General features: G+C 64.1%; 20 protein-coding genes. 14 read left to right on the plus strand and 6 right to left on the minus strand.

The features are described 5' to 3' along the window. Both PKA57_RS03255 and PKA57_RS03260 read right to left on the minus strand, forming a co-directional pair. The coding region (locus PKA57_RS03255) for an efflux RND transporter permease subunit (RefSeq protein ID WP_324297496.1) at positions 1-3,056 on the minus strand (3,056 nt) is incomplete at its 3' end. Then, positions 3,053-4,147, minus strand: a complete 1,095-nt coding sequence (locus tag PKA57_RS03260) for an efflux RND transporter periplasmic adaptor subunit (protein ID WP_324297497.1) — start codon at positions 4,145-4,147, stop codon at positions 3,053-3,055. The genes PKA57_RS03255 and PKA57_RS03260, both read right to left, overlap by 4 nt. A 95-nt stretch (positions 4,148-4,242) precedes the next feature. On the opposite strand from PKA57_RS03260, the gene PKA57_RS03265 reads away from it, so the two are divergent. After that, entirely contained in the window at positions 4,243-4,986 is a 744-nt protein-coding gene (locus tag PKA57_RS03265) for a TetR/AcrR family transcriptional regulator (RefSeq protein WP_324297498.1), read from the plus strand. Here the strand turns inward: PKA57_RS03265 and PKA57_RS03270 are convergent. Continuing rightward, positions 4,959-5,756: a class III extradiol ring-cleavage dioxygenase gene (locus PKA57_RS03270; RefSeq protein ID WP_324297499.1), complete on the minus strand. Its 798-nt coding sequence runs from the start codon at positions 5,754-5,756 to the stop codon at positions 4,959-4,961. The two genes, PKA57_RS03265 and PKA57_RS03270, sit on opposite strands and share 28 nt — an antisense overlap. Positions 5,757-5,944: 188 nt before the next feature. On the opposite strand from PKA57_RS03270, the gene PKA57_RS03275 reads away from it, so the two are divergent. The 11 genes from PKA57_RS03275 (at position 5,945) to PKA57_RS03325 (ending at position 17,784) form a co-directional block, all read left to right on the plus strand. Beyond that, positions 5,945-6,619, plus strand: coding sequence for a helix-turn-helix domain-containing protein (locus PKA57_RS03275; RefSeq protein WP_324297500.1), 675 nt, complete (start codon positions 5,945-5,947; stop codon positions 6,617-6,619). A gap of 37 nt (positions 6,620-6,656) precedes the next feature. Beyond that, positions 6,657-7,577 carry a VOC family protein gene (locus tag PKA57_RS03280; RefSeq protein WP_324297501.1) on the plus strand — a complete coding sequence of 307 codons (921 nt, stop codon included), beginning with the start codon at positions 6,657-6,659 and terminating at the stop codon, positions 7,575-7,577. 32 nt (positions 7,578-7,609) lie between these two features. Beyond that, a complete protein-coding gene (locus tag PKA57_RS03285) occupies positions 7,610-8,482 on the plus strand; it encodes a fumarylacetoacetate hydrolase family protein (RefSeq protein ID WP_324297502.1) in 873 nt (290 codons plus the stop codon). 18 nt (positions 8,483-8,500) lie between these two features. Then, a complete protein-coding gene (locus PKA57_RS03290; RefSeq protein WP_324297503.1) occupies positions 8,501-10,009 on the plus strand; it encodes a bifunctional 3-(3-hydroxy-phenyl)propionate/3-hydroxycinnamic acid hydroxylase in 1,509 nt (502 codons plus the stop codon). A gap of 216 nt (positions 10,010-10,225) precedes the next feature. After that, on the plus strand, positions 10,226-10,672 hold the full coding sequence (locus PKA57_RS03295; RefSeq protein ID WP_324297504.1) for an Rrf2 family transcriptional regulator: 447 nt from the start codon (positions 10,226-10,228) through the stop codon (positions 10,670-10,672). 87 nt (positions 10,673-10,759) lie between these two features. After that, positions 10,760-11,779, plus strand: coding sequence for a sulfate ABC transporter substrate-binding protein (locus tag PKA57_RS03300; protein ID WP_324297505.1), 1,020 nt, complete (start codon positions 10,760-10,762; stop codon positions 11,777-11,779). A gap of 119 nt (positions 11,780-11,898) precedes the next feature. Then, positions 11,899-13,302: a porin gene (locus tag PKA57_RS03305; protein WP_324297506.1), complete on the plus strand. Its 1,404-nt coding sequence runs from the start codon at positions 11,899-11,901 to the stop codon at positions 13,300-13,302. A 192-nt stretch (positions 13,303-13,494) separates the two neighbouring features. After that, positions 13,495-14,355 (plus strand): sulfate ABC transporter permease subunit CysT, encoded by an 861-nt coding sequence (gene cysT, locus PKA57_RS03310; RefSeq protein ID WP_324297507.1) that lies wholly within the window; start codon positions 13,495-13,497, stop codon positions 14,353-14,355. Between the two features lie 9 nt (positions 14,356-14,364). Then, positions 14,365-15,228 carry a sulfate ABC transporter permease subunit CysW gene (gene cysW, locus PKA57_RS03315; RefSeq protein ID WP_324297508.1) on the plus strand — a complete coding sequence of 288 codons (864 nt, stop codon included), beginning with the start codon at positions 14,365-14,367 and terminating at the stop codon, positions 15,226-15,228. A 55-nt stretch (positions 15,229-15,283) separates the two neighbouring features. Next, positions 15,284-16,342 carry a sulfate/molybdate ABC transporter ATP-binding protein gene (locus tag PKA57_RS03320; RefSeq protein WP_324297616.1) on the plus strand — a complete coding sequence of 353 codons (1,059 nt, stop codon included), beginning with the start codon at positions 15,284-15,286 and terminating at the stop codon, positions 16,340-16,342. 269 nt (positions 16,343-16,611) lie between these two features. Further along, positions 16,612-17,784: an acetyl-CoA C-acetyltransferase gene (locus PKA57_RS03325; RefSeq protein ID WP_324297509.1), complete on the plus strand. Its 1,173-nt coding sequence runs from the start codon at positions 16,612-16,614 to the stop codon at positions 17,782-17,784. 62 nt (positions 17,785-17,846) lie between these two features. Here PKA57_RS03325 and PKA57_RS03330 read toward each other — a convergent pair whose 3' ends face one another. Further along, positions 17,847-19,427, minus strand: a complete 1,581-nt coding sequence (locus tag PKA57_RS03330) for a DHA2 family efflux MFS transporter permease subunit (protein WP_324297510.1) — start codon at positions 19,425-19,427, stop codon at positions 17,847-17,849. A gap of 27 nt (positions 19,428-19,454) precedes the next feature. Then, the gene (locus PKA57_RS03335; protein WP_324297511.1) at positions 19,455-20,567 is read right to left on the minus strand and encodes an HlyD family secretion protein; all 1,113 of its coding nucleotides are present in this window, start codon (positions 20,565-20,567) and stop codon (positions 19,455-19,457) included. Positions 20,568-20,665: 98 nt separating this feature from the next. On the opposite strand from PKA57_RS03335, the gene PKA57_RS03340 reads away from it, so the two are divergent. Then, a complete protein-coding gene (locus PKA57_RS03340; protein ID WP_324297512.1) occupies positions 20,666-21,301 on the plus strand; it encodes a TetR/AcrR family transcriptional regulator in 636 nt (211 codons plus the stop codon). 83 nt (positions 21,302-21,384) lie between these two features. Next, the gene (locus tag PKA57_RS03345) at positions 21,385-22,113 is read left to right on the plus strand and encodes a MerR family transcriptional regulator (protein ID WP_324297513.1); all 729 of its coding nucleotides are present in this window, start codon (positions 21,385-21,387) and stop codon (positions 22,111-22,113) included. A gap of 25 nt (positions 22,114-22,138) precedes the next feature. On the opposite strand, the gene PKA57_RS03350 is transcribed toward PKA57_RS03345, so the two are convergent. Next, positions 22,139-23,278, minus strand: a complete 1,140-nt coding sequence (locus PKA57_RS03350; RefSeq protein ID WP_324297514.1) for an ABC transporter ATP-binding protein — start codon at positions 23,276-23,278, stop codon at positions 22,139-22,141. Between the last annotated feature and the right edge of the window lie 304 nt (positions 23,279-23,582).

Raw genomic sequence — 23,582 nt, forward strand, 5'->3', positions numbered from 1 at the left:
CCCGGATCGACAAGGGTCTTCGGTGCGAGGAGGAGATACATGGCGGGCGTCACCAGGCGCGAGAGGAAGGTCGATGACAGAAGCCCGCCGATGATCACCCATGCGAGGGGCGAATAAAGACCCGAGCCCTGAAGCGCGAGGGGCAGGAGGCCGCCAATGGCGGTCGCCGAAGTGAGAAGGACGGGCAGGAAGCGGATTTCGCCCGCCTGCTCGATCGCTTCCATCAGCGGCGTTCCGAGCCTGCGTAGCTGGTTGGTGAAGTCGACGAGCAGGATCGAGTTCTTCACCTCGATGCCGATGAGCGCGATGAAGCCGATCACCGCCGTGAAGGAGAGGGAATAGCCCGAGAGATAGAGAGATGTGACGCCGCCGAAAATGCCGAGTGGAATGACGCCCGCCACGACCAGCATGGCGCGGAAGGAGCGGAATTCGAGAATGAGCACGGCGAGAATGCCGCAAATGGCGATCAGCACCGCGTTCCACAGGCCGGCGAAGCTCTTGCTGGCGGCTTCCGCCTCGCCACCCTTGCGGAGTTCGTAGCCGGGCGGCAGGGGCAGGGCGGAGAGCCTGGCGAAGATCGCGTCCGTCACCTTCGATGTGTTGTAGCCGGTCTTCGTATAAGCGGTGATCGTGACCAGTCGCTCGCGATTGTAGCGGTCGATGCGGCCGGGATTCGATTCAAGGCGGGGCGCGGTCAGAAGGCCGAGCGGTACGGAGTTGCCATCCGCTGTCGGCACATAGACCTTCTGCAGCGCATCGACCGAGTGGTGATCGTCCAGCGGCAGGCGCACGGTGATGTTGTATTGCTCGCCATTCGCCTCGCGATAATACCCTGCCGTCTCGCCGACGATGGCGAGGCGCACGGTCCGGTCGATTTCGCCCGGCAGCACGTTCATCAGCGCCGCCTTCTCCGTGTTGACGCCGAGATCGAGGTCGGTGCGGTTGAGCTGCGCCGGGTTGAAGACGTCGCGCGTGCCGGGCGTGTCCTCGATGATATGCGCGGTTTGCGCGGCCAGTTGCTTCAGCACGGCGAGGTCTGGACCGACGATGCGGACGGCGACCGGCGCCTCGATGGGCGGGCCGTTCTGGAAGACGCGCAGGATGATCTGCGCGCCCGGATAGCGCGCGAATTCCGCTCGCAGCTCGTCGAAAAGGTGCGGCGTGCGCTTCTCGTTGAACTCCGTCAGTTCGACAAAGACCTCGGCCATGTTGGCGCGCGTCTCCATGGAACGGATGTTGTAGTAGATCTGCGGGTTGGCATGTCCGAGGTTGGACATGCGCCAGACGACCTCGGGATATTTCGAGAGCGTTCGCTCCACGAATTCGAGCGCGCGTTTCGTTTCCTGCTGTCCGGTGCCCTGCGGCGTCTCGATGTGAACGAGGAACTGCTTGCTGTCGGCCGGCGGGAACAGGCTGAAGCCGATGACCGGAATGAGGGCGAGGCTCGCAAAGCAGACGGCGAGCGCGCCGATGACCGTCTGGCGCGGGCGCGTCAGGGCATGATGCAGAAGCGGGCGATAGACACGCTGGATGCCGCTCATCACCGCGCGCAGAAAGACGTTGCCTTCGGGGTGCGAATTCTTGCTCAGCAGCCTGCTCGACAGGAACGGGATGATCGTCAGAGAGACGACCAGCGAGGCCATGATGGTGAACGTGACGGCGACGGGAAGCGAGCGGGTGAACTTGCCCGCGCCTTCGGGCAGGGAGAGCAGCGGCAGGAAGGCGAAGAGTAGCGCCGCGGTGCATCCCACCACAGCGATCGAGATCTGCGAGGTCGCGGCGATGGCGGCCTCGATCCGGCGTTTGCCCTCGCGCAGATGCCGCTCGATATTCTCCACCACGACGATGGAATCGTCGACGAGAAGGCCGAGAGCGATGACGAAGCCGGCGATCGAGAGCTGATTGAGCGAGAAGCCGGTGAACTGCATCATGGAAAGGCCGATCGCCAGCGATAGCGGGATCGACATCATGACGACGATCGAGGCGCGCGGGCCGAGCGGCAGGAGGGTGATGAGCACAAGTCCTAGCGCAATGGCGAAGTCGCGATAAAGATGGCTCAGCCGCTCATGCACGGAGACGGATTGGTCGAAAGCGCGCTTGAGTTCGATATCCTTCGGCAGCCTGCTCTCGAACCGGTCGAGCGCCTTGTAGATACCGTTCCGGACCTCGAAGATGTTCTGGTCCGCCTTCTGGTTGGCGGTGATGAAGACGGCGCGCTTGCCATTGTACCAGGCGAGGTGGCCGGCTTCCGGTTGCGACCAGGTGACGTCGGCGACGTCGCCGACCTTCACTACGCGGCCCTGGTAGGAGCCGATGACGGTGTTGCGGATCTGGTCGAGATCCTTGAAGCCGCCGGTCGTCTTGATGTTGAAGCGGCGCGTTCCGGAATGAATGGGGCCGCCGGGAATGTCCCTGCTTTCGGCGCCAATGGCGTTCGCCACCGCGGTGACGGGGATGCCGAGGCTGGCGAGGCGGCCGAAATTGACCGCCACGCGCACTTCGGAAGGCGGCAGACCCCACACTTTTGTTTCATGCACGCCCGGCGCGCGGTCGATCTCGTCGCGCAGATCCCTCGCCACATCCTCGAGTTCGCGGGCGGGCGCGGTTTCGCTCACCAGCGCCACCTGCACCATGTTGGTGAGGGAGGGGCGGAACTTGTCGACCTGCAGCACCTGAAGACCGGGCGGCAGGCTGCCGCGCAGCGCGTTGATCTCGCGCACCACGTCGTCATAGCGCTTGTCGGGATCTGGCGTCGACCAGCTGAACTCGATGGAGATGCTCGCGACGCCATCCTCCGCGCGGCTGGCGATGTTCTCGAGATCGTCGAGACCGTTCACCGCATCCTCGATCGGGCGGACGACGAGCTTTTCCATATCGGCGGGGTCGGCGCCCGGCATCACGGCGGTGACGACGGCGAAGGGGATCGGGAAATCGGGGTCTTCGGCGCGTGGGATGCTCTTGAAGGAGTTGACGCCCATCATCACCAGAAGGCCGAACAGCACGAGCGTGAACTGCCAGTTGCGGACGAAGAAGCCGCTGATTTTTCCGAGGATCATGTGCGCGGCCCGGCCTTGGGCTGCAAATCGGCGAGGTCGGTCACGACCTTGACGGTCGCGCCGTCGCGCAGATAGGGCGCGCCCGCGCTCACCACCTCCGTGCCCGGCTGCAAGCCATCGGCGATGATGACCTCATCGCCACGAATGGCCGCGATCCCGATGCGCGTCAGGCGAACGGTCGAGGTTGCGGGGTCGAGCATGTAGACGGTCGCGGTCGAGCCATGGCCTTCGAGAATGGCGGAGGCGGGAATGGCGAGCCGGGGCGTCCCCGCGCCTGCCTTCGGGGTGATGCGCGCCTCGCCCATGAAGCCGCTTTCGACGCCGGACGGCACGGAGGAGAGCTGGATCTCGACTTCAAACGTGCCGGTGCGGGCGTCGCTCGTCGCCGATTTGCGGCGGACGGCGCCGTCGATGGCTGTGCCGGGGAAGGCGTCGAGCGTTACCTTCGCGCTGTCGCCGACTGTGAGGCGGGCGACATCGCGGTCGCTGAGCCCGGCCTTGAGGATGTATCCTTCCGAGCCCTGGCTGACGGTGAGCACCGGCGCGCCGATCCCGACGATCTCGTTGATGTCCGCATGGCGGGAGAGCACTACGCCATCGGCGGGGGCAACGATCCGGGCGAGGCTGCGGTTGAACTCGACGGCCTGACGGTCGGCGAGCGCCATGTCGAGGGCGCTTCTTGCGTCCTGCTCCTTCTGAGTGCTGACGAAGCCCTTCTTGACGAGAGGCTCGATGCGGGCGAGATCGCGGCGGGCCTTTTCGGCGGCGGCGGTGGCGCGCTTCAGTTGCGCGTCGATTTCGCGCTGGTCGAGCTCGGCGAGAAGCTGGCCCTTCGCGACCTTGTCGCCGGTGTCGGCCTTGAGCGATTTGATGAGGCCGCCGATCTTGAAGGAGAGCACGGCCTCCTTGTCCGAGCGAACCATGCCATAGGCGACGACATCGTGGCTGCCGGAGGCGGGGCGGGCAGCCGCGACCAGCACGGGCGTGGCGGAGGGCGCTTCGGCGGTCTCGTCCGATCTGCCTTCGCCGCAACCTGAAAGAGCCACGAGAAGGGCGGCCATGGCCACCAGTGATTTGCGTGAATCCGCCATGTGCGCGCCCCAGGTTCCAGCCAAGTACCGAACGGTGTTTATTTAGTGCGTCCGGCAGGCTGGTCAAGAGTAACTGAACGGTGTTAATTAAAAGAATGTCTCCAGCCGTCCGGACATCGAAAAGCCAGCCAAAGAAGCCCAAGGCCAGCAGCTCGCCGAAACGCGCGCCGCGGCGGCGGCTCCCGCCGGCGGAAAGGCGGATCCAGATCGTCGCGGCTGCCAAGGCGCTCTTCGCGGCCGGCGGGCTCGAGCGGGTGACGATGCGGAACATCGCCCGGCGCGTCGGCATCACGCAGGCGGCGATCTACCAGCATTTCGAGGGCAAGGAAGCGGTCCTTTTCGCGATAGCCGAGGATTTCTTCTCCGACCTCATCGCCGACAGCGAGAAAATGGCGGCTGAGGCCACCGATCCGGTGGACTGGCTCACCCGCGCCATGCGGAGCTATGTCGAAGTCGGGTTTTCACATCCCGACGAGTATCGCCTCGTCTTCATGACCAATGTGCCGGGCTTCGAGCGGCATGGCAGGCATCGATCCGTTCCGGGGCAGACCCTGCCCATCCAGCCGTCGAAGGGCGCCATCGCCTTCGGCTATCTTCAGGATCAGGTGCGCGACCTCATCGCGAGGGGGCAAATCCGTCCGGGCGACCCCGAGCTGGTCGCGGAAACCATCTGGGCCGCAGGCCACGGGCTCGTCTCGCTCATGATCACGCATGCGGATTTTCCCTGGTCCCGCGAGGCGCTGATCGAGACTCAGATCCGCATTCTGCTTGGCGGATTGCTGCCGGAGGGAAGCCCGATGCGGCCGGGGCTTCAGCCGGGCAAGGCGCCGAAGGCGTAAACATCCATTCCGAGGGTGCCATAGGTGAAGCTGTGGTGCAGCCGCGTGGCGGGCTCGCTCTCCGCCGCACCCGCCCCGAGCGCCACGAAGAAGGGCAGGAGATGATCCTCCGTCGGATGGGCATGCACCGCATTCGGCGCCCGTTCGCGATAGTGCAGAAGATCGTCGATGGCGCGCGCCTCGACCTTTTCGTCAATCCATTCAGTGAAGGCGGAGGCCCAGGCGGCCGGGGGCGCATCGGGCGAGGTGCGCATGAGGTCGCGCAGATTATGGGTGATCGAGCCCGTTGCGAGGATCATCACGCCCTCATCGCGCAAGGGCCGCAGCGCCTCGCCGAGGCGATAGTGCCAGGCGGGATCGCGTTGCGGGGAGATCGAGAGCTGGATGACGGGGATATCCGCATGGGGATTGATGAGGATCAGCGGCACCCAGGCGCCATGATCGAAACCGCGATCGGGGTCCGTCTCCGCCTCGAAGCCTTGCGATGAGAGGAGGCCCGCGACGCGCTGGCCAAGCTCAGGCGCTCCGGGGGCGGGGTAGCGCAGCCGGTAGAGCGCCTGCGGGAAGCCGTAGAAATCGTGGATCGTGTCCGGCGCAGGATTCGTCGTCACGGTCGGCAGGCCGGTTTCATAATGCGCCGAGATGACGAGGATCGCCCGCGGCTCGGGGAGAAGCGGGGCAAGGCCGAGCAGGAAGCGCCGGGCGGGCCCGTCCTCGAAGGCGAGCATGGGCGATCCATGGGAAACGAAAAGGCTCGGCATGCGCGGCATGGGCATCTCCTTCAGGCGAGGGGGTGGTCCCGTCGCTGCTGACATAATGCGCCGCTGCCCGGCTTGAAAGCGCGAGGCATGAAACTGAGTGTTGCAGGGCCGCGCCACTCCAGTTTTCGCCCATTGCCGATTTTTTGACTGTACAGTCATTTTATGACCGTTTAGTCATATCGGGAAGGAGGAGCCTCATGGCCGGAAAGACGATGCAGGTGGAAAAGCTGACCGAGGCCGGACAGCGTCGCCGCGAGCGGATGCGCCGCCTTCTCATCGAGGCGGCGATGCGCCTTTTCGCGCGGCAGGGCGTCGATGCCACGACCATTGACGAGATCGTCGATGTCGCGGGCGTCGCCAAGGGCACTTTCTACAATTACTTCACCGACAGGGCGGAGATCGCGCGTGCCGTCGCCTCGAGCGTGCGGCATGAAATGAATGCGGCAGTGGCCGAAATCAATGAAGGGATTGAGGACCCGGCCGAGCGCGTGTCGCGCGGCGTGAAGCTCTACCTCGCCTTCGCCATCCGCAATCCGGTCCGTGCGCGTATTCTTGCCCGCATCTATGAGGGCGGGGCGGAGGCTCTCAAGGATGCGAACCAGCATCTTCTTGAAGACCTTGCCGACGGGATCGCCAGGGGCGTGCTGCGCGTGCCCTCGATCGAGGCGGCGCTTCATCTCGTTCTGGGCGTTGCCACGACCGGGATGAGGCATCTGCTCGATACCGGCGCGACGAGGGACGTGCTGACGGGAGGCGGCTACGCGCAGGAGCTTGCGACCGTGCTGCTTCAGGGGCTCGGCGTCAGGCCCGCACATATTTCGCGCATTCTGGCGCGACCGTTCGATGTCGATCACCTCGCGGTCTGGAAGTGAGGTTCGCGCCGGCCATGGGACAAGGAGGGAACAGCCGATGATCCGTGTGACAGATATCGCCTATGTGCGCTTTCGCGCGCCCGATCTCGATCAGATGGAAAATTTTCTCGTCGAGTTCGGCCTGGGCCGCGCGGCGCGGGAGGGCGACACGCTCTATATGCGCGGCAGCGATCCGAGGCCCTTTTGCCATGTGACGGAGAAGGGTGACGCGGGGTTTGCCGGTATCGGCTTCTATGCCGAAACGCCCGACGATCTCGCGCGCCTCGCCAGCTCCGAGGGCGCGGCGGTCGAGGACAGCCCGATGCCGGGCGGAGGCAAGATCCTTCGCCTCACCGACCCGGACGGCGTTTCCGTCGATGTGATCGCAGGCCAGACGTCGCCCGAGGCGCTGCCCGTTCTTCGCCACCTTCGCCACAATGACGGCGAGACGAAGAACAGGATCGGCGCGCCGCTGCGCATCGGCGCCAGGCCGTCGCAGGTGAAGCGCCTCGGCCATTGCGTTCTCAATGTCACCGACTTCCGCAGGAGCGAGAGCTGGTACAAGAGCCGCCTCGGGCTCGTGACCTCCGACGAAATCGAGCTTGCGCCGGGCGCGCCGCTCGGCGCCTTCCTGCGCTGCGATCGCGGTTCCATCCATGTCGATCACCACACGCTGTTTCTTGTCGGCACGGGCTCGCGCGGCTTCAATCACGCCGCTTTCGAGGTCGCGAATCTCGACGATCTGATGGCCGGGCACGATCATCTGCAAAAGGCCGGAAGGCGGCATGAATGGGGCGTCGGGCGGCACATACTCGGCAGCCAGGTCTTCGATTACTGGCGCGACCCGTGGGGCCATACGGTCGAGCACTGGACCGATGGCGATCTCTTCAACAATGAAACGCCGCCCAATGTGCGTGGCCTCGACGATCTCATCGGCAATCAATGGGGCCCGCCCGCTCCGCCCAGCATGGGTAGCTGATCGCGCATCAACGAATACGAAAAGGAAAGAAGATGAAGCTTGCAACCTTCACCCATCATGGAGAAACGCGCATCGGCGTCGTGCGCGGCGATAGCATCGTCGATCTCGCCGCCGCGGCGCCCGGGCTTCCGCGCGACATGGTCGGTTTTCTCGAAGCAGGCGATGGCGCGATGGCACGGGCGCGCGATGCGTCGGCCGGCGCCGCGTCGATCCCGCTCGGCGAGGTTCAGCTTCGCGCGCCGGTGCTCAGACCTGGCAAGATCCTCGCCATCGGGCTCAACTATCGCGACCATGTCGAGGAAAGCGGCATGGCGCTGCCCGAGCACCAGACATGGTTCAACAAGCAGCGCACCTGCGTGCAGGACCCTTACGGCACGATCAATCTGCCCTCCGTCTCCACCATGCTCGATTACGAGGCCGAGATGTGCTTCGTCATCGGCAAGCGCTGCAAGCATGTGCCGAAGGAGCGCGCGCATGAGGTGATCGCGGGCTATTTCGTCGGCAACGATGTCAGCGTGCGCGACTGGCAGCTCAGGACGAACACCTGGCAGATCGGCAAGAGTTTCGACACGCATGGGCCCATCGGCCCATGGATGGTGACGCCGGACGAGGTCGGCGATCCGCACGCGCTCGACATCCGATGCTGGGTCAATGGCGAGCTTCGGCAGAACTCGAACACGCGGCATCTCATCTTCAACTGCTTCGACGAGATCGCGCATCTGACACAGGCCTTCACGCTGGAGCCGGGCGACGTCATCTTCACCGGCACGTCGGGCGGCGTCGGCGTCGCCATGAAGCCGCCGGTCTTCCTCAAGGCGGGCGATGTCGTGAAGGTCGAGATCGAAAAGCTCGGCGCCATCGAAAACCGCGTCGTGCCTGAAAAGGCCGAAACCGTCATCGGCTGAAAAATCCGGGGAGGACACATGCCGGGCGCGAAGACAGAGGTTCTGATTTCGGGGCTCGGGCCCGTGGGAGCGGCGCTTGCCGTCTATCTCGGCCGGCTCGGCGTCGATGCCATCGCGATAGACCGGGACACAGCCGTCTATCCGCTCCCGCGCGCGGCGCATCTCGATCACGAGACGATGCGGCTTCTGCATCTCGCAAGCGCGGCCGAGGCCGTGTCGCGCGCGAGCCAGCCTCTCTCGGCCTATGAATTTCGCGCGGGCGACGGCGAGCTGCTGATGGGCTTCAGGCCGGGTACGAGTCTCGCCCCGACCGGCTTTCCCATGAGCTCTATGTTCCACCAGCCGACGCTCGAACGTGCGCTCAGGGAGAGCCTGGCGGCGCTTCCATCCGTTTCGACACGCCTTGGCCATGCGCTCAAAGGTTTCGACGCGGATGACGAGGGCGTTCGCGCCGAGATCGCGGGGCCCGATGGCGCCTATGAGCTTCGGGCGCGCTATCTCGTCGGCTGCGATGGCGGGCAGAGCCTCGTCCGCCGCCGCCTCGGCATCGAACTCGACGATATGGGGTTCGACGAGCCATGGCTCGTCATCGATGCGCGGCTCAAGGACGGGCGCGAGCGGCTCGGCACCGTCGGCCTTCAGCATTGCGATCCGAAACGGCCCGTGACCTCGATGCCCATGGCGCCGGGGCGTCATCGCTGGGAATTCATGCTGCGTCCCGGCGAGACGGCCGATGAGGTGACGGAGGACAGTTTCCTCAACGCGCTCGTCGCGGAATTCATCGATCCGTCCGCAATCGAGATCGACCGGCGCGCGGTCTATCGCTTCCATGCGGTCCATGCCCGCATATGGCGCAAGGGGCGGGTGCTGCTTGCGGGCGATGCCGCCCATCAGATGCCGCCTTTCCTGGGGCAGGGACTTTGTTCCGGCACGCGAGACGCGGCCAATCTCGCATGGAAGATTGCGGCCTGCCTCAAGGGCCGAGCTGCGGACGCTCTCCTCGACAGCTATCAGCGCGAGCGCGACCCGCATGTCCGTGCGATCACCGAGATGGCGGTCTTCATGGGCAAGATCGTCTGTACGCAGAATGAGGAGACCGCCGCCGCCCGCGACCGCGATATGACGGCGAAGCCCGAGGTAGAGCGTTTCGCCGTCATGCCGGGTCTGCCGCGGCTGGCGAGCGGCGGGATCGAGGGCGACGAGGCGGCGGGCACGATTTTTCCCGAGCCGTGGCTCAGGGCGAATGGTGGTCGCAGGCGGCTCGACGATGAAGCGGGCCTCGTCCCGCTGCTCATCCTTGGCGGCGTACGAACGGATGCAGCGGCCGCCTTCGTGGCCGGAGGAGGATATGTCGTCTCTCTTGCCGACGGGGCGCTTCTTGACCCGGAAGGGGCGGTCGCCGCGCTTCTCGAGGAGCATGAGGCGGTCCTCGTCCGGCCTGACCGCTATGTGTTCGGCCGGGGGCGCGTCGCGGCGCTCATTGCGGCCTGGCAGCGCTATCTTGCCACGGGCTCGGCCTCGGCCTGAGGGCGGCCGGGTTTCCCGCGCGCCCTGACTTGCACCCGTTTCGGGGCAGGAGCCTCTCTGTCATAATGCCCTTAATTCCTATCGGATTAAGGGCTATAGCAGCGATCCTTATTATACAAACAAAATATGTTATTAAATTCAGTGCGCAACTTTTTTCGTGAAAATAGTTGACGCGAAGATGTTCCGGCACCTACCCTACAAAACAGATAGACAAACATGCTCTCGCAAAAAGCCAAATACGCACTCAAGGCCATGCTCGCACTCGCTGAACAGAAGAGCGGAGAACTGCTTCAGGCAGGCGATATCGCCGAGGGGCAGAACGTGCCGCGCAAGTTTCTGGAGCTGATCCTCCTCGATCTGCGTCGGCAGGGTCTTGTGCAGAGCCAGCGCGGCAAGCATGGCGGCTATGCGCTCGCAAAGCCCGCCGATGCGATCACCTTCGGCGAGATCATCAGGATCATGGATGGGCCGCTTGCGCCGATCCCCTGTGCGAGCCTCACGGGTTACCGTCGCTGCGTGGACTGCGTGGACGAGAAGGGATGCGCCATCCGCCGGGCCATGCGCGAGGTGCGCGATGCGGCGGCGGCGATCCTCGACGGACTGACGCTGGAAGAGGCTTGCGGCGCCAGCGCCTCCCGGGCTCAGGCCGTTCTTACGGATTGAGCCCGGCGGACTGAGCAGGGGCGCACCGAAAAAATTTTGACATTTATCACTAGTAATTTGATCGAGTATGACCGAAGGGAACCGACCATGACACTGGCAAGACTGACCGCGCGCGCGACGCTGCTTGTCGGCGCCTTGCTGCTGCTGATCGCCTCGACCCTGGAAGTCAGGGCGGACACGACGCTGCTCAATGTTTCCTACGATCCGACGCGCGAGCTTTACGAAGCGATCAACAAGTCCTTCGCCGCCGACTGGAAGGCGAAGACCGGCGAAACCGTCACCATCCGCCAGTCCCATGGCGGCTCGGGCAAGCAGGCGCGCTCAGTCGTGGACGGGCTTGCCGCCGATGTGGTGACGCTCGCGCTCGCCTCCGATATAGACCAGATCGCGGCGCTGACCGGCAAGCTGCCGAATAGCTGGCAGACGCGCCTCCCCGACAACAGCTCGCCCTATACGTCGACGATCAATTTCGTGGTTCGCAAGGGCAATCCCAAGGGCATCAAGGATTGGGACGACCTCGTGAAGCCGGGTGTCGCCGTCATTACGCCCAACCCGAAGACCTCGGGCGGCGCGCGCTGGAACTTCCTTGCCGCCTGGGCCTATGCGGACAAGAAATTCGCAGGCGACGAGGCGAAGGCGCGCGAATTTGTCGGCGCTCTCTACAAGAACGTCCCCGTGCTCGATACCGGCGCCCGCGGCTCGACCACGACCTTCGCCCAGCGCGGGCTCGGCGATGTGCTCATCAACTGGGAAAACGAATCCTATCTCATCCTGAAGCAGTTTCCCGGCCAGTTCGAGATCGTCTATCCGACAATCTCCATCCTGACCGAGCCGCCCGTGGCCGTCGTCGATGCCAATGCCGACGCCAACGGAACGCGCAAGGTTGCGAACGCTTATCTCGAATATCTCTACACGCCGGCGGCGCAGAAGATCATCGCCGCGAATTTCTACCGTCCGCGAAATCCGCAGGCGGCCGACGCGAAGGACCTCGAACGCTTTCCGCAGATCGAGCTTGTGACGATTGACGGCAAGTTCGGCGGCTGGCGCGAGGCGCAGAAGAAGTTCTTCGCCGATGGTGGGGTCTTCGATCAGGTCTACAAGCCGTAAGGTCTGAGAATTCGGGCGCGGCGCACTGGCACCGCGCCCGCCACTTCCAACCTATCCACACTTCCAAATTCATCGAGCCGGACTCGCATGTTTCGAGTCCGCATGAGAGAGGCTGACTTATGAGCAGGCTTTCGCTTTATCTCGGCGCCAGCGCCATTGCGCTGACGCTGGCCGGACCGGTCCTCGCGGCCGACAGTTCCGAGCAGCTTCAGAACCGCGTGGACGATCTGGAGGCGACCATCGACGCGCTGCGTGCCGAAATCGCCGAAATCCGCAAGACGCCGGAATTCAAGCCGTCGCCGAACTTCACCAATACCAAGGGCGATTACGCTTTCAAGTTCCGCGGACAGATCGCCGCTGATGTCGCCGCCTTCAACGTCCGCAAGGGCACGCGGGATTTCAACGACGGCACGCAACTTCGCCGTGCCCGTCTCGGCATCGACGGCATGATCGCGAGCGACTGGCTCTATCGCCTGGAGGTCGATGTCGGCAACGCCTCGCGCGACGACAACGCCAACCAGGAAGTCGACGTGAAGGACGCCTATGTGCAGTACAAGGGCATAGACCAGACGGTCATCACCGTCGGTCAGCACAAGACGCCGAACACGCTCGAACAGGCGATTGCGAGCACCGATCTGCTGTTCACCGAGCTTCCGCTCTACGTCGAGGCCTTCACAAATCGCACGACGGCAGGCGGCGACTACAAGGCGGGCATCTCGGCCAGATATTCTGATGTGAACTGGACGGCGACGCTCGGCGTCTTCGGCGAGAATTTCGCGCTCAATGGCGGCGGCGGCTCGACGGGCAGCGGCTCGACCTACAACACGACGCCGACCTACAAGGACGAGGGCTGGGGTCCGGCTGCGCGGCTCACATGGGCGCCCATCAACGGCGTCACCGAAACGCTGCATCTCGGCGTCTCCGGCTACTGGCGCGAGACGGGCGGACGGCGGACGATCCAGTTCCGTTCAGGTCCCGAAGTCAGCGTCGACAGCACGCGGCTTGTCGATACCGGCCTTCTTGCGGCCAGGAACTACTCCTTCATCGGCGCGGAACTGGCAGGCCAGTATGGTCCGCTCTATCTCCAGAGCGAATATGGCCGCACCGATGTCAGCCGCTATCGCACCAATGTCGTCGTGCAGTCCTCGCCCTCTGTCACGGCGGCAGGCGGCAGCGACGTTTCCTTCGACGGCGGCTATGTCGCGGCCTCCTGGCTCATCACCGGCGAGAGCCGCGAATACAAGGACGGCGCCTTCGCCCGTCCCAAGCCCGCCAAGCCCTTCTCGTTCAAGAATGGCGGCTGGGGCGCATGGGAAGTCGCCGCGCGCTACAGCACCCTCGATCTCAATGACGGGACCGTGCTTGGCGGCAAGGAAAACAACTACAGCCTCGGCCTCAACTGGTATCCGAACAACTATCTGCGCCTGATGACCGACTACGTGCGCTTCGACGTGAAGAAGGGCGCGCCTGCCGTGCAGGATCAGGGCGATGCCTTCATCACCCGCGTCGCGGTGATCTGGTGAGCGCCAAACCCCACAAGATCCGTGTGAGCGCCACCCTGAAGCCGGACTTCGGGGCGGCGCCTGCCATTGCCGCGTTCCCATAAAATCCACAAATTTTAATGTAAAACATTACAAGTGACATGTTTTCGCCGTGAAATATCTTACACTTTTGCGACTTCCGCTCTAAAGTGCCCCCCTCAAAGGAGCCCCCGCATGAGCCTTGCTGTTCTGACCGATCGATTGCCGCGCCGGACGCCGTCCGTCCTGCCGGGATTCGGCCTGACATTCGGTTTTTCGATGGCCTATCTCGGGCTCATCGTTCTCATTCCGCTCGCCGGGGTCTTCATCCGTTCGGCCGGGCTCGGCTGGGACGCGTTCGTCGCGCTCGCCACCGATGGGCGAACCCTCGCCGCATTGAAGCTCAGCTTCGGCGCGGCGCTGATCGGCGCGGCGGTCAATGCGGGCGCGGGGCTTCTCGTCGCCTGGATCCTCGTGCGCTACGAGTTTCCCGGGCGGCGCATCGTCGATGCGGCGATCGATCTTCCCTTCGCCTTGCCGACGGCGGTTTCCGGTCTTGCTCTCGCCGCGCTCTATGCGCCGAACGGCTGGATCGGGTCGATACTTGGCGAGGCGGGCATCAAGGCCGCCTTCACGCCGCTCGGTGTCGTCATCGCCTGCGTCTTCATCGGCCTTCCCTTCGTCGTGCGCACGCTACAGCCGGTGCTGTCCGATCTCGAGCCGGAGCTTGAGGAGGCGGCGGCGACGCTCGGCGCGACGCGGCTTCAGATCGCGACGCGGGTGATCTTTCCGGCGCTGCTTCCGCCGCTTCTCACCGGCTTCGCGCTCGCCTTCGCGCGCGCGGTGGGCGAATACGGCTCCATCATCTTCATCGCCGGAAATCTTCCCTACAAATCCGAGATCGCGCCGCTCCTCATCATCATTCGTCTCGAGGAGTTCAACTATGCAGGCGCCACGGCGATTGCGGCGATCATGCTTCTTCTTTCGTTTGGCGTTCTGCTCATCGTCAATCTGCTGCAAGCCTGGAGCCGGCGGCGCACCGGCTTTGCGAGCTGAGGACGTATCATGAGCCAATGGACCAGACGCGAGAAAGGCTCGCCCATCAGCGAACAGCCGCTCACCAAATGGCTGCTGATCGGGCTCGCCATATCCTATCTCGGCGCGTTTCTCGTGCTGCCGCTCATCATCGTCTTCGTCGAGGCGCTGCGGCAGGGGCTCGGCGCCTATTTTTCGGCGCTCATCGACCCCGACGCGCGCTCCGCGATCAGGCTCACGCTTCTCGTATCAGCCATCGCGGTGCCGGCCAATGTCGTCTTCGGACTTGCCGCCTCATGGGCGATCGCGAAATTCGAGTTTTCGGCGAAGAGCTTTCTCATCACGCTGATCGATCTTCCCTTCTCCGTTTCGCCGGTTATTTCCGGCCTCGTCTATGTGCTGCTTTTCGGCGCGCAAGGGTTCTTCGGATCGTGGCTTGCCGCGCACAACATCCAGATCATCTTCGCGGTGCCGGGGATCGTGCTCGCGACGATCTTCGTCACGTTTCCTTTTGTTGCCCGCCAGCTCATTCCGATCATGCAGGCGCAGGGCAATGAGGACGAGGAAGCCGCGCTGTCGCTCGGCGCGGGCGGTTTCCGCACCTTTTGGAGCGTCACGCTTCCCAATGTAAAATGGGCGCTCCTCTACGGCGTGCTACTGTGCAACGCCCGCGCGATGGGCGAATTCGGCGCGGTCTCGGTTGTTTCCGGGCATATCCGCGGTTTGACCAACACCATGCCGCTTCATGTGGAGATTCTCTACAATGAGTACAATTTCGTTGCAGCCTTCGCGGTTGCCTCGCTTCTGGCTCTCCTCGCGCTTGTCACCCTCGTCCTCAAGACAGTCCTCGAATGGCGCTACGGTGGTGAACTTACCGCATCGGCAAGGCACTGAGAGAGTGGCGGGAGGAGGCGCTGACCGGGATGCCGCGCGCGCGAACCAGCCCCCGGTGCGCATCGATGTCGAGGATCTGCGCAAGAGCTTCGGCGATTTCGCGGCGCTGAACGGCGTTTCGCTCGTCGTCGAACCGGGCGAGCTTCTGGCGCTTCTCGGCCCGTCGGGATCGGGAAAGACCACACTTCTGCGCGCCATTGCCGGGCTTTCGACGCCGGATGAGGGGCGCATCCGCTTTCAGGGCGTCGATGCGACATTTCTGAGCCTGCGCGAGCGGCGTGTCGGCTTCGTGTTTCAGCAATATGCGCTTTTCCGCCACAAGACGGTGTTCGAGAACATCGCTTTCGGCTTGCGGGTCCGTCCGCGTGCGGAGCGTCCGCGAGAGCGCGAGATCGCGCGGCGTGTGCGCCGCCTGCTCGAACTCGTGCAGCTCGAAGGGCTCGAGAAGCGGTTTCCAAGCCAGCTCTCCGGCGGCCAGCGCCAGCGCGTCGCGCTTGCCCGCGCGCTTGCGATCGAGCCGACGGTTCTTCTGCTCGACGAACCTTTCGGCGCGCTCGACGCGAAAGTGCGCAAGGACCTTCGCCGCTGGCTGCGCGAAATTCATCGCGAGACGGGACTCACCACCATCTTCGTCACGCATGATCAGGAAGAGGCGCTGGAGCTTGCCGACCGCGTCGTCATCATGCGCGGCGGCGGTATCGAGCAGATCGGGACACCCGGCGAAATCTATGACGAGCCGGCGACGCCCTTCGTGTGCGAGTTTCTCGGCAATGTCACGCGCTTCGATACGGTCGTGTCGGGCGGCGAGGCCCAGGTGCTCGGCGGCGTCCTTCCGGTCGCGGAAGGCGAGGAGGTGCCTGATGGCCCGGCCGTCGCCTATGTGCGCTCGCATGAGATCGAGATCGTCGGCCGCGACCAGCAGGCAGGCGTCCCCGCCACGGTCGGGGCGATCAGGCCATTCGGCGCGTCCGTCTCGGTCGAACTCATCGTCGAGGGTCGCGCCGAGCCGATCGAGGCGGAAATTCCGCGCGAGCTTTTCGAGGTCGGCGAGATCAGGGCGGGGCAGGCCGTGCGCGTGCGCGCCACGGCGGCGCGCATCTTCAGGCGCGACTGACGGGGGAGCAACTCCCCCGGTCGAAGGCGAGGGGCGGCGCGGCCGATGCGGCTGGCCGTTCCCCTACGTCAATTTGCCGGCATGCAAAAAAGCCTTGGAAATCGGGCATTTCCGCCCGATATGGGAGTGGAAGGGGCGGGCAGAAAGACGTGGCCCGGCGCTGGACAAGCGGCGCGCCATGCTCAAGATGTCGCCCGGACGAAACCTCTTATCGAGCAACCGGCACCCGCCCGTCTGGGCCCAGGGGCCGCAAGGCAAGGAGATGCATCATGGCTGAGGCCTATATCGTAGCGGCGGCTCGTACCGCCGGCGGCCGCAAGGGCGGCAAGCTCAAGGATTGGCACCCCGTCGATCTCGGCGCGCAGGTCATCAACGCGCTCGTCGATCGCACCGGCGCAGATCCGAAGCTCGTCGAGGACGCGATCTGGGGCTGTGTCGGCCAGGTGGGCGAGCAGGGCATCAACGTCGCGCGCAACACGGTCATGGCATCGAAGCTGCCGGAAAGCGTTCCGGGCACGTCGGTCGACCGTCAGTGCGGTTCCTCGCAGCAGGCGATCCACTTCGCCGCGCAGGCCGTCATGTCGGGCGCGATGGATGTTGTCATCGCGGGCGGCGTCGAGAGCATGACGCGCGTGCCGATGGGCCTTTCGGCCGCTCTCCCGGCGAAGAACGGCTTCGGCACCTATATGAGCCCCGAGCTTCAGAAGAAGTATCCGGGCATCCAGTTCAGCCAGTTCACCGGCGCCGAAATGATGGCGAAGAAGTACGGCCTCACCAAGGACGTGCTCGACGAATTCGCTTTCAACAGCCATCAGAAGGCGATCGCCGCGACGCAGGCAGGCGCGTTCGACGCGGAGATCGTGCCGCTGGAGATCACGACCGCCGAAGGCAACAAGGAAATCCACAAGGTGGATGAAGGCATCCGTTTCGACGCCAGCCTCGACGCCATCAAGGGCGTGAAGCTCCTCGTCGAAGGCGGCGCGCTCACGGCCGCGACCTCGAGCCAGATCTGCGACGGCGCCTCGGGCGTCATGATCGTCAACGAGAACGGCCTCAAGGCTCTTGGCGTGAAGCCGCTCGCGCGCATCCACCACATGACGGTGGTCGGCGGCGATCCGGTCATCATGCTCGAAGCGCCGATCCCCGGCACGCTGCAGGCGCTGAAGAAGGCCGGCATGAAGATCGACGACATCGACATCTACGAAGTCAACGAGGCGTTCGCCTCGGTGCCGGTGGCCTGGCTCCAGCAGACGGGCGGCGATCCGGAGCGCCTCAACGTCAATGGCGGTGCGATCTCGCTCGGCCACCCGCTCGGCGGCTCGGGCGCGAAGCTCATGGCGACGCTCGTTCATGCGCTGCATGCCCGGGGCAAGCGCTATGGTCTCCAGACCATGTGCGAAGGCGGCGGCCTCGCCAACGTGACGATCATCGAGCGTCTCTGAGCTCGACGAAGTTCATGGATCGGGGGCGGAGCAGAGATGCTCCGCCCCTTTTCCTTTGCCCGTCAGTGCGCGTCGGCTGACGCTGCGATGGGCTCCGGCTTGTTCACCACCGGCAGGGTGAGGAGCATGGCGAAGAAGCAGATCGTCAGCACGAAGAAGGCATCTGCAAAGGCCATCACGGTCGCCTCGCGCAGCATCAGGCCATAGATCGTCTTCACCGCCGCGAGATGCCCCTCCTCGATGCCGGGCGTTCTTGCGATCATCTCGCCAAGGCCCGCCATCGTCTGTTCGACGACGGGCCGGCCTGCCGAGATCGATTCGCGCAGCGTGCTCTTGTGGAAGTCGAGGCGCTGGATCAGCACCGTGTTGATGATGGCAAGGCCGAGCGCGCCGCCGAGGTTCCGCATCAGATTGTAGAGGCCGCTCGCATTCTTGAGCTGTTCGGGCGGGATCGTGCCGAGGGCGAGCGTGTTGATCGGCACGATGCAGAACATGAGGCCGATGCCGCGCATGATCTGCGGCAGGAAGAACTGGGCGAAATCCCATTCCCAGGTGAGGCCGAGCAGCATGTAGTTCGAGATGCCGAGCAGGCCGAAGCCGAAGGCGATGAGATAGCGCACGTCGAGCTTCTGCGAGAGGATGCCGGCGAGCGGCGCGGACAGAAACTGGAAAATGCCGGTCACCGCCATGATCTCGCCGATCTGCACGGCGCTCAGTTGCCGCACCTGGGCGAGAAAGAGCGGGTAGAGATAGGTGAGGCCGTAGAGGCCGACGCCGAGGAAGAGGCTCAGCAGCGAGCCGATCGCGAAGTTGCGGTCGCGATAGGCCCTGAGTTCGACGATCGGCTGTTCGAAGGTGAGCACGCGGGCGAAGAAGAAGGCGCCGGAGACGACGCAGACGACCGTCATCCACCAGATCGTGTTGTCCTCAAGCCAGCCACTGCGCGGCGCCTCCTCGAGCACATATTCGAGCGTGCCGAGAAAGACCGCCATGAGCGCGATCCCCCAGCCATCGAAGCCGCGAAGGAGCGACCAGTTCGGCTCGTCGAGATCGATCAGCAGCCAGACCGCGGCCGTCACGATGATGCCGGGAACGATATTGATGAGGAAAAGCCAGTGCCAGGAGAAGGTGTCGGTGAGATAGCCGCCGAGCGTCGGGCCGACGGTCGGCGCGAGCGTGACGACGAGGCCGATGAGCATCGAGATGGTGGCGCGGCGCTCGGGCGGAAAGACATTGCCATAGGCCGAGGCGAAGACGGCGGGGATCATCGCGCCGCCGATGAAGCCCTGAAGCGCGCGATAGACGATCATCTGCTCGATGGAGGTCGCGGTCGCGCACATCACGCTCATGATGGTGAAGCCCGCCGATGACGCGGCGAAGAGATAGCGCGTGGACATGACGCGCGACAGCCAGCCCGTCATCGGGATCATCACGACTTCGGCGATGAGATAGGAGGTCTGGACCCAGCTTATCTCGTCGGCGCTCGCCGAGAGGCCGGCCTGGATCTTGGTGATCGAACTCGACACGATCTGGATGTCGAGGATCGCCATGAACATGCCGACGACCATGAAGAAGAAGCCGACGACGCGGCGTGCCGAAAAGGAGGGCGTGATTTCCGCGGCCGATGCATCGAGGCTCGTCATCGCATCGTCCCTTCCGCGCCCCGAAGACTAGTTGCCGCTCACCATGCTGTGGCTCTGCGTCCGGGCCGCGCCGAAGACGCCGCCGGAGGCGAGCGCGTCCGCCGCGCCCGCGCTTCTCGTATCTATGGATACGGTGACGGAAAGCCCCGGCCGCAGCAGGCCGCGAAGCGCGTTGTCGTCGGCGATCGCGATGCGCACGGGCACGCGCTGCACGATCTTGGTGAAATTGCCGGTGGCGTTCTCGGCGGGCAGAAGGCTGAAGATCTGCCCGCTCGCGGGCGAGAAGCTTTCCACCCGGCCTTCGATCGTGACGCCGGGATAGGCGTCGCTCACGATCGTTGCCGCCTGGCCGATGCGGATATTCTCGATCTGCGTTTCCTTGAAATTGGCCTCGATATAGACATGGGGCAGCGCGACGAGCGAGGCGAGATGCGCGCCCGGCTGGACGAGCTGTCCGACATCCATGTGCCGGTTGCCGACGACGCCGTCGATGGGGGCGCGAATTTCCGTGTAGGACAGGTTCTGCTCGGCCTGTACGAGATCGGCCTCGAATTGCTTCAGGCGCTCTTCCTGTTCCGACTTCTGCGCCCTGAGAACCGCGACCTGGGCGAGCGCGGAATTGAGGCTGGCCTTCATCGCATGAAGCCGGGCGTCGCTCGACTGCGTGTCGGCGTGGGCCGCTTCGAGCTTTTGCCGGCTCGCGAATTCGGAGCGCGCCAGCGCCGCATAGCGCGCATAGTCGGCGCGTGCGCGCGAGGCCTGCGCCTCTGCGGACGCGATATTCGCCCGCGCGCTGTCGGCCTGTGCCTCGGCGGCGGCGATCTGCTCGCTGAATGTCGCGATGGCGGCGCGCTGGGTCTGGAGTTTCGCCAGTGTCTGATCGCGCGCGATCTCGAGGTCGCGCGGATCGATCCTCGCCAGCAGGTCGCCCTTGCGCACATAGGCGTTGTCGGTGACGCTCACGCTGGCCAGATAGCCGGAAACCTTGGGCGAGATGACCGAAATGTCGCTCTGCACATAGGCGTTGTCGGTCGTCTGGATGTGGCGGTAATGCGTGAACCAGAGGATCGCATAGGCCAGTCCGGCCAGCAGAAACACGCCGCCTATCCCGAGGAAAAGCCTTTGACGCTGCGCCATCATGCACCCGCTCGTCGAACCGGACGGTCAATCGCGTTGAAATATGGCCGCGATTTGGCCATATTCAAGGATATTTTTAACCGAACCGTTCGGTCAGAGCCATGACGAATCTCGCGATCGACGAGGCTGGAACCTCTCTGAACCCGGCCAAGAGGGAGCAGATCCTTCTGGGCGCGCAGGCGGTGTTTCTTGCCCGGGGCTATGAGGGGGCGAGCATGTCTCTCATCGCGCGGGAAGCGGGCGTCTCCAAGGGCACGCTCTATGTCTATTTCGACAACAAGGAGGCGCTCTTTGCCGCCTTCATGGAATCGGCGTGCAGGCTCCAGGCGGGCAGGGCGTTTGAAGTTCTCAATCGTCCGGAACCGGTCGATCAGGTGCTGAGCGCCTTCGGACACGAATTTCTGAGGTTCCTGCTCGGCGATCACGTGCAGTCGGTCCGCCGTCTCGTCATCGGCGAATCGAAGAAATTTCCCGAGCTTGGCCGCGCCTATTACGACACGGGCCCGCGCGTCGCCAACGACCGGCTGAAGGAATTCCTGAAGCGGCGTGTCGAGACGGGCGAACTCGACATTGACGACCTTTCCCTTGCGGCAACGCAATTTCTCAATCTCTGTCAGGCCGATCTCGTGCTGATGCGGCATGTGAATGTCATCGAGACAGCCACGCCGCAGCGTATCGCGCATGTCATCGAGCGGGCGGTATGGCTCTTTCTCAAGGGCTATGGCGCGCATCGCTGAGGGCTCGCCGAAGATTTTTCGAGCCGTCGGAGGGACAAGGGGATAGAAAGAGGACCGGTGAAAGTCGAGGCGTCTCCCCTGCCATGAAGATGAAGGAACTTGAGCGCGAAACGGGCATCGGGCGGGAGACCATCCGATTCTACATTCGCGAAGGTCTGCTGCCGGAACCCGTCCGTCCCAAGCGCAATGTGGCGGATTACGGGCCGCAGCATGTCGCGCGGCTGAAGCTCATCAGGCGGCTGCAGCAGGAGCGGTTCCTTCCGCTGAGCGTCATCAAGACCATCGTGAAGGCGGAGGCGAACGATCCGGCGGCGGGCTTCGAGGCGTTCATCGGTCTGGAAAGTCGGCTCGGGCCGCTCGTGTCGGAGCCGCGAAATCCCGAGCCGATGAGACTCGCCGATGTCGCGGCGAAAACGAAAATCAGCGTCGAGGATATTCGCCAGTTCGACAGCTTCGGCTACGTCCATATCGAGAAAAGGGACGATGGCGAATGGCTGAACCCGCGCAATGTACGGCTCATCGAACTGATCGGCGAATCGCGCGCTTCCGGTTTCACCGAGGAGGATGCCGGCTACACGATCGAGGATTTCCGCATCTACGCCCAGATGGCGGGCGTGCTCGCACATCACGAGGTGACGCAGTTCTACCGGAATCTCGGCCGACGGATCAATTCTGAGGACGCGGCGAGGCTTGCCGCGCGCGGCGTGCAGATCGTCAACGAGATCATGGCGCTGCTGCGGACGGAAAAGATCATCGGCGAGATGGAACGCGCGAGCGTGCGCGGCGGCACGCCCGACCGCGAGGACGACTGAAGCGGACGCGCCTGCGTGCCAGCCCTCAGTCGGCGAGGACGAGCGTGTCGCCCTTGCGCCAATAGAGCCAGTATTCCTCGCCCTTCTTGAAGGTGAACGCCTCGATGTCGCGCGAGACGTTTCCGATATCGGCGAGAATGGGCGAGCCGACGCCAATGTCGAAGAAGACGTTGCTGAAGCTGCCGTAATAGGCGACTTCGCCGACACGGCCCTTCGCCGTGATGATGTCGGGATCGTTCGGCTTCGTTTCCGACACGAAGATCTTTTCGGGTCTCACCGCTAGGGCGACATCGCCCGCCGCCTGTCCCTGAAGCTCGATCTCGCCGAGCACGGGCACGGTGACCTTCACCCTGCCTTCGCCCGTGCGCACGGACTTCGCGCCGATGAGGTTGATCTTGCCGATGAAGTCGGCGACGAAGCGGCAATTCGGATATTCGTAGAGTTCCGCCGGCGTCGCGACCTGCCGCACCTGGCCTTGGTTCATCACCGCGATGCGATTGGCCATGGAGAGCGCTTCCGACTGATCGTGGGTCACGATCACGAAGGTGATGCCGACCGTCTGCTGAAGGCGCACGAGTTCGAGCTGCATCGCCTCGCGGAGTTTGGCGTCGAGCGCGGAGAGCGGTTCGTCGAGAAGCAGAACCGAGGGACGCTTGACGAGCGCGCGGGCGAGCGCGACGCGCTGGCGCTGGCCGCCCGAAAGTTCGTTCGGCATCCGCTTGCCATAGCCACCGAGCTTCACCAGTTCGAGCGCTTCCTCGGTGCGCGCCCTGATCTCGCTGCGCGGCCGGCCATCCATGCGCAGGCCGTAGCCGACATTCTTTTCGACCGACATGTGCGGAAACACGGCATAGGACTGGAACACCATGTTCACCGGCCGCTTGTTCGGCGCGACGGTCGCCATATTGTGCCCGTCAATGATGACTTCGCCCGATGTCGGCGTCTCGAAGCCCGCGAGCATGCGCAGAAGCGTGGTCTTGCCGCAGCCGGACGGTCCGAGAAGCGCGAAGAATTCGCCCCGGCCCACCGTCAGGTTCACATTGTCGACGGCCTTGACCGTGCCGCCATAGATCTTGGTGACGTTCCTGATCTCGATGATCGGGCTTTCCTGTCCGGTCTTCGTTTCTCCGGCCGGGGCGGCCCGGGTTTGTTCCTGCGTGCTCATGCCAGTCTGCCGCTATGCGGTCCAGTTTCAGGTTCCCGCGCGAAGGGGCCTGCGGGTTCAGGGGCGCACAGTGTTCATGTCTTTTTGAATGATGGCAAGCTGGCGCTTGCCGAAGAATGCTTCCGCTGCCGATCCGCGCACGGGAGGATATACTCGATCAAGGTAAAGCGGGCGCGAGGACATGACCGATCTCCATGGCGCTTCGATGACGCATGACGGGAAATCCCGATTCTCCGGTGGGGCCGGGGACGGGCGGTGCCGTCAGCCGGGCGTGGGGGCATATGCCCATGACCGCACCGATAAT

Source organism: Parvibaculum sp. (assembly GCF_035325945.1).
Lineage (GTDB): Bacteria > Pseudomonadota > Alphaproteobacteria > Parvibaculales > Parvibaculaceae > Parvibaculum.

Excerpts from the sequence above, each read along its gene's own strand:
- PKA57_RS03260 (WP_324297497.1), bottom strand. The coding sequence starts at position 4,147 with ATGGCGGATTCACGCAAATCACTGGTGGCCATGGCCGCCCTTCTCGTG.
- PKA57_RS03265 (WP_324297498.1), top strand. The coding sequence starts at position 4,243 with ATGTCTCCAGCCGTCCGGACATCGAAAAGCCAGCCAAAGAAGCCCAAG.
- PKA57_RS03270 (WP_324297499.1), bottom strand. The coding sequence starts at position 5,756 with ATGCCGCGCATGCCGAGCCTTTTCGTTTCCCATGGATCGCCCATGCTC.
- PKA57_RS03275 (WP_324297500.1), top strand. The coding sequence starts at position 5,945 with ATGGCCGGAAAGACGATGCAGGTGGAAAAGCTGACCGAGGCCGGACAG.
- PKA57_RS03280 (WP_324297501.1), top strand. The coding sequence starts at position 6,657 with ATGATCCGTGTGACAGATATCGCCTATGTGCGCTTTCGCGCGCCCGAT.
- PKA57_RS03285 (WP_324297502.1), top strand. The coding sequence starts at position 7,610 with ATGAAGCTTGCAACCTTCACCCATCATGGAGAAACGCGCATCGGCGTC.
- PKA57_RS03290 (WP_324297503.1), top strand. The coding sequence starts at position 8,501 with ATGCCGGGCGCGAAGACAGAGGTTCTGATTTCGGGGCTCGGGCCCGTG.
- PKA57_RS03295 (WP_324297504.1), top strand. The coding sequence starts at position 10,226 with ATGCTCTCGCAAAAAGCCAAATACGCACTCAAGGCCATGCTCGCACTC.
- PKA57_RS03300 (WP_324297505.1), top strand. The coding sequence starts at position 10,760 with ATGACACTGGCAAGACTGACCGCGCGCGCGACGCTGCTTGTCGGCGCC.
- PKA57_RS03305 (WP_324297506.1), top strand. The coding sequence starts at position 11,899 with ATGAGCAGGCTTTCGCTTTATCTCGGCGCCAGCGCCATTGCGCTGACG.
- cysT (WP_324297507.1), top strand. The coding sequence starts at position 13,495 with ATGAGCCTTGCTGTTCTGACCGATCGATTGCCGCGCCGGACGCCGTCC.
- cysW (WP_324297508.1), top strand. The coding sequence starts at position 14,365 with ATGAGCCAATGGACCAGACGCGAGAAAGGCTCGCCCATCAGCGAACAG.
- PKA57_RS03325 (WP_324297509.1), top strand. The coding sequence starts at position 16,612 with ATGGCTGAGGCCTATATCGTAGCGGCGGCTCGTACCGCCGGCGGCCGC.
- PKA57_RS03330 (WP_324297510.1), bottom strand. The coding sequence starts at position 19,427 with ATGACGAGCCTCGATGCATCGGCCGCGGAAATCACGCCCTCCTTTTCG.
- PKA57_RS03335 (WP_324297511.1), bottom strand. The coding sequence starts at position 20,567 with ATGATGGCGCAGCGTCAAAGGCTTTTCCTCGGGATAGGCGGCGTGTTT.
- PKA57_RS03340 (WP_324297512.1), top strand. The coding sequence starts at position 20,666 with ATGACGAATCTCGCGATCGACGAGGCTGGAACCTCTCTGAACCCGGCC.
- PKA57_RS03345 (WP_324297513.1), top strand. The coding sequence starts at position 21,385 with ATGAAGATGAAGGAACTTGAGCGCGAAACGGGCATCGGGCGGGAGACC.
- PKA57_RS03350 (WP_324297514.1), bottom strand. The coding sequence starts at position 23,278 with ATGAGCACGCAGGAACAAACCCGGGCCGCCCCGGCCGGAGAAACGAAG.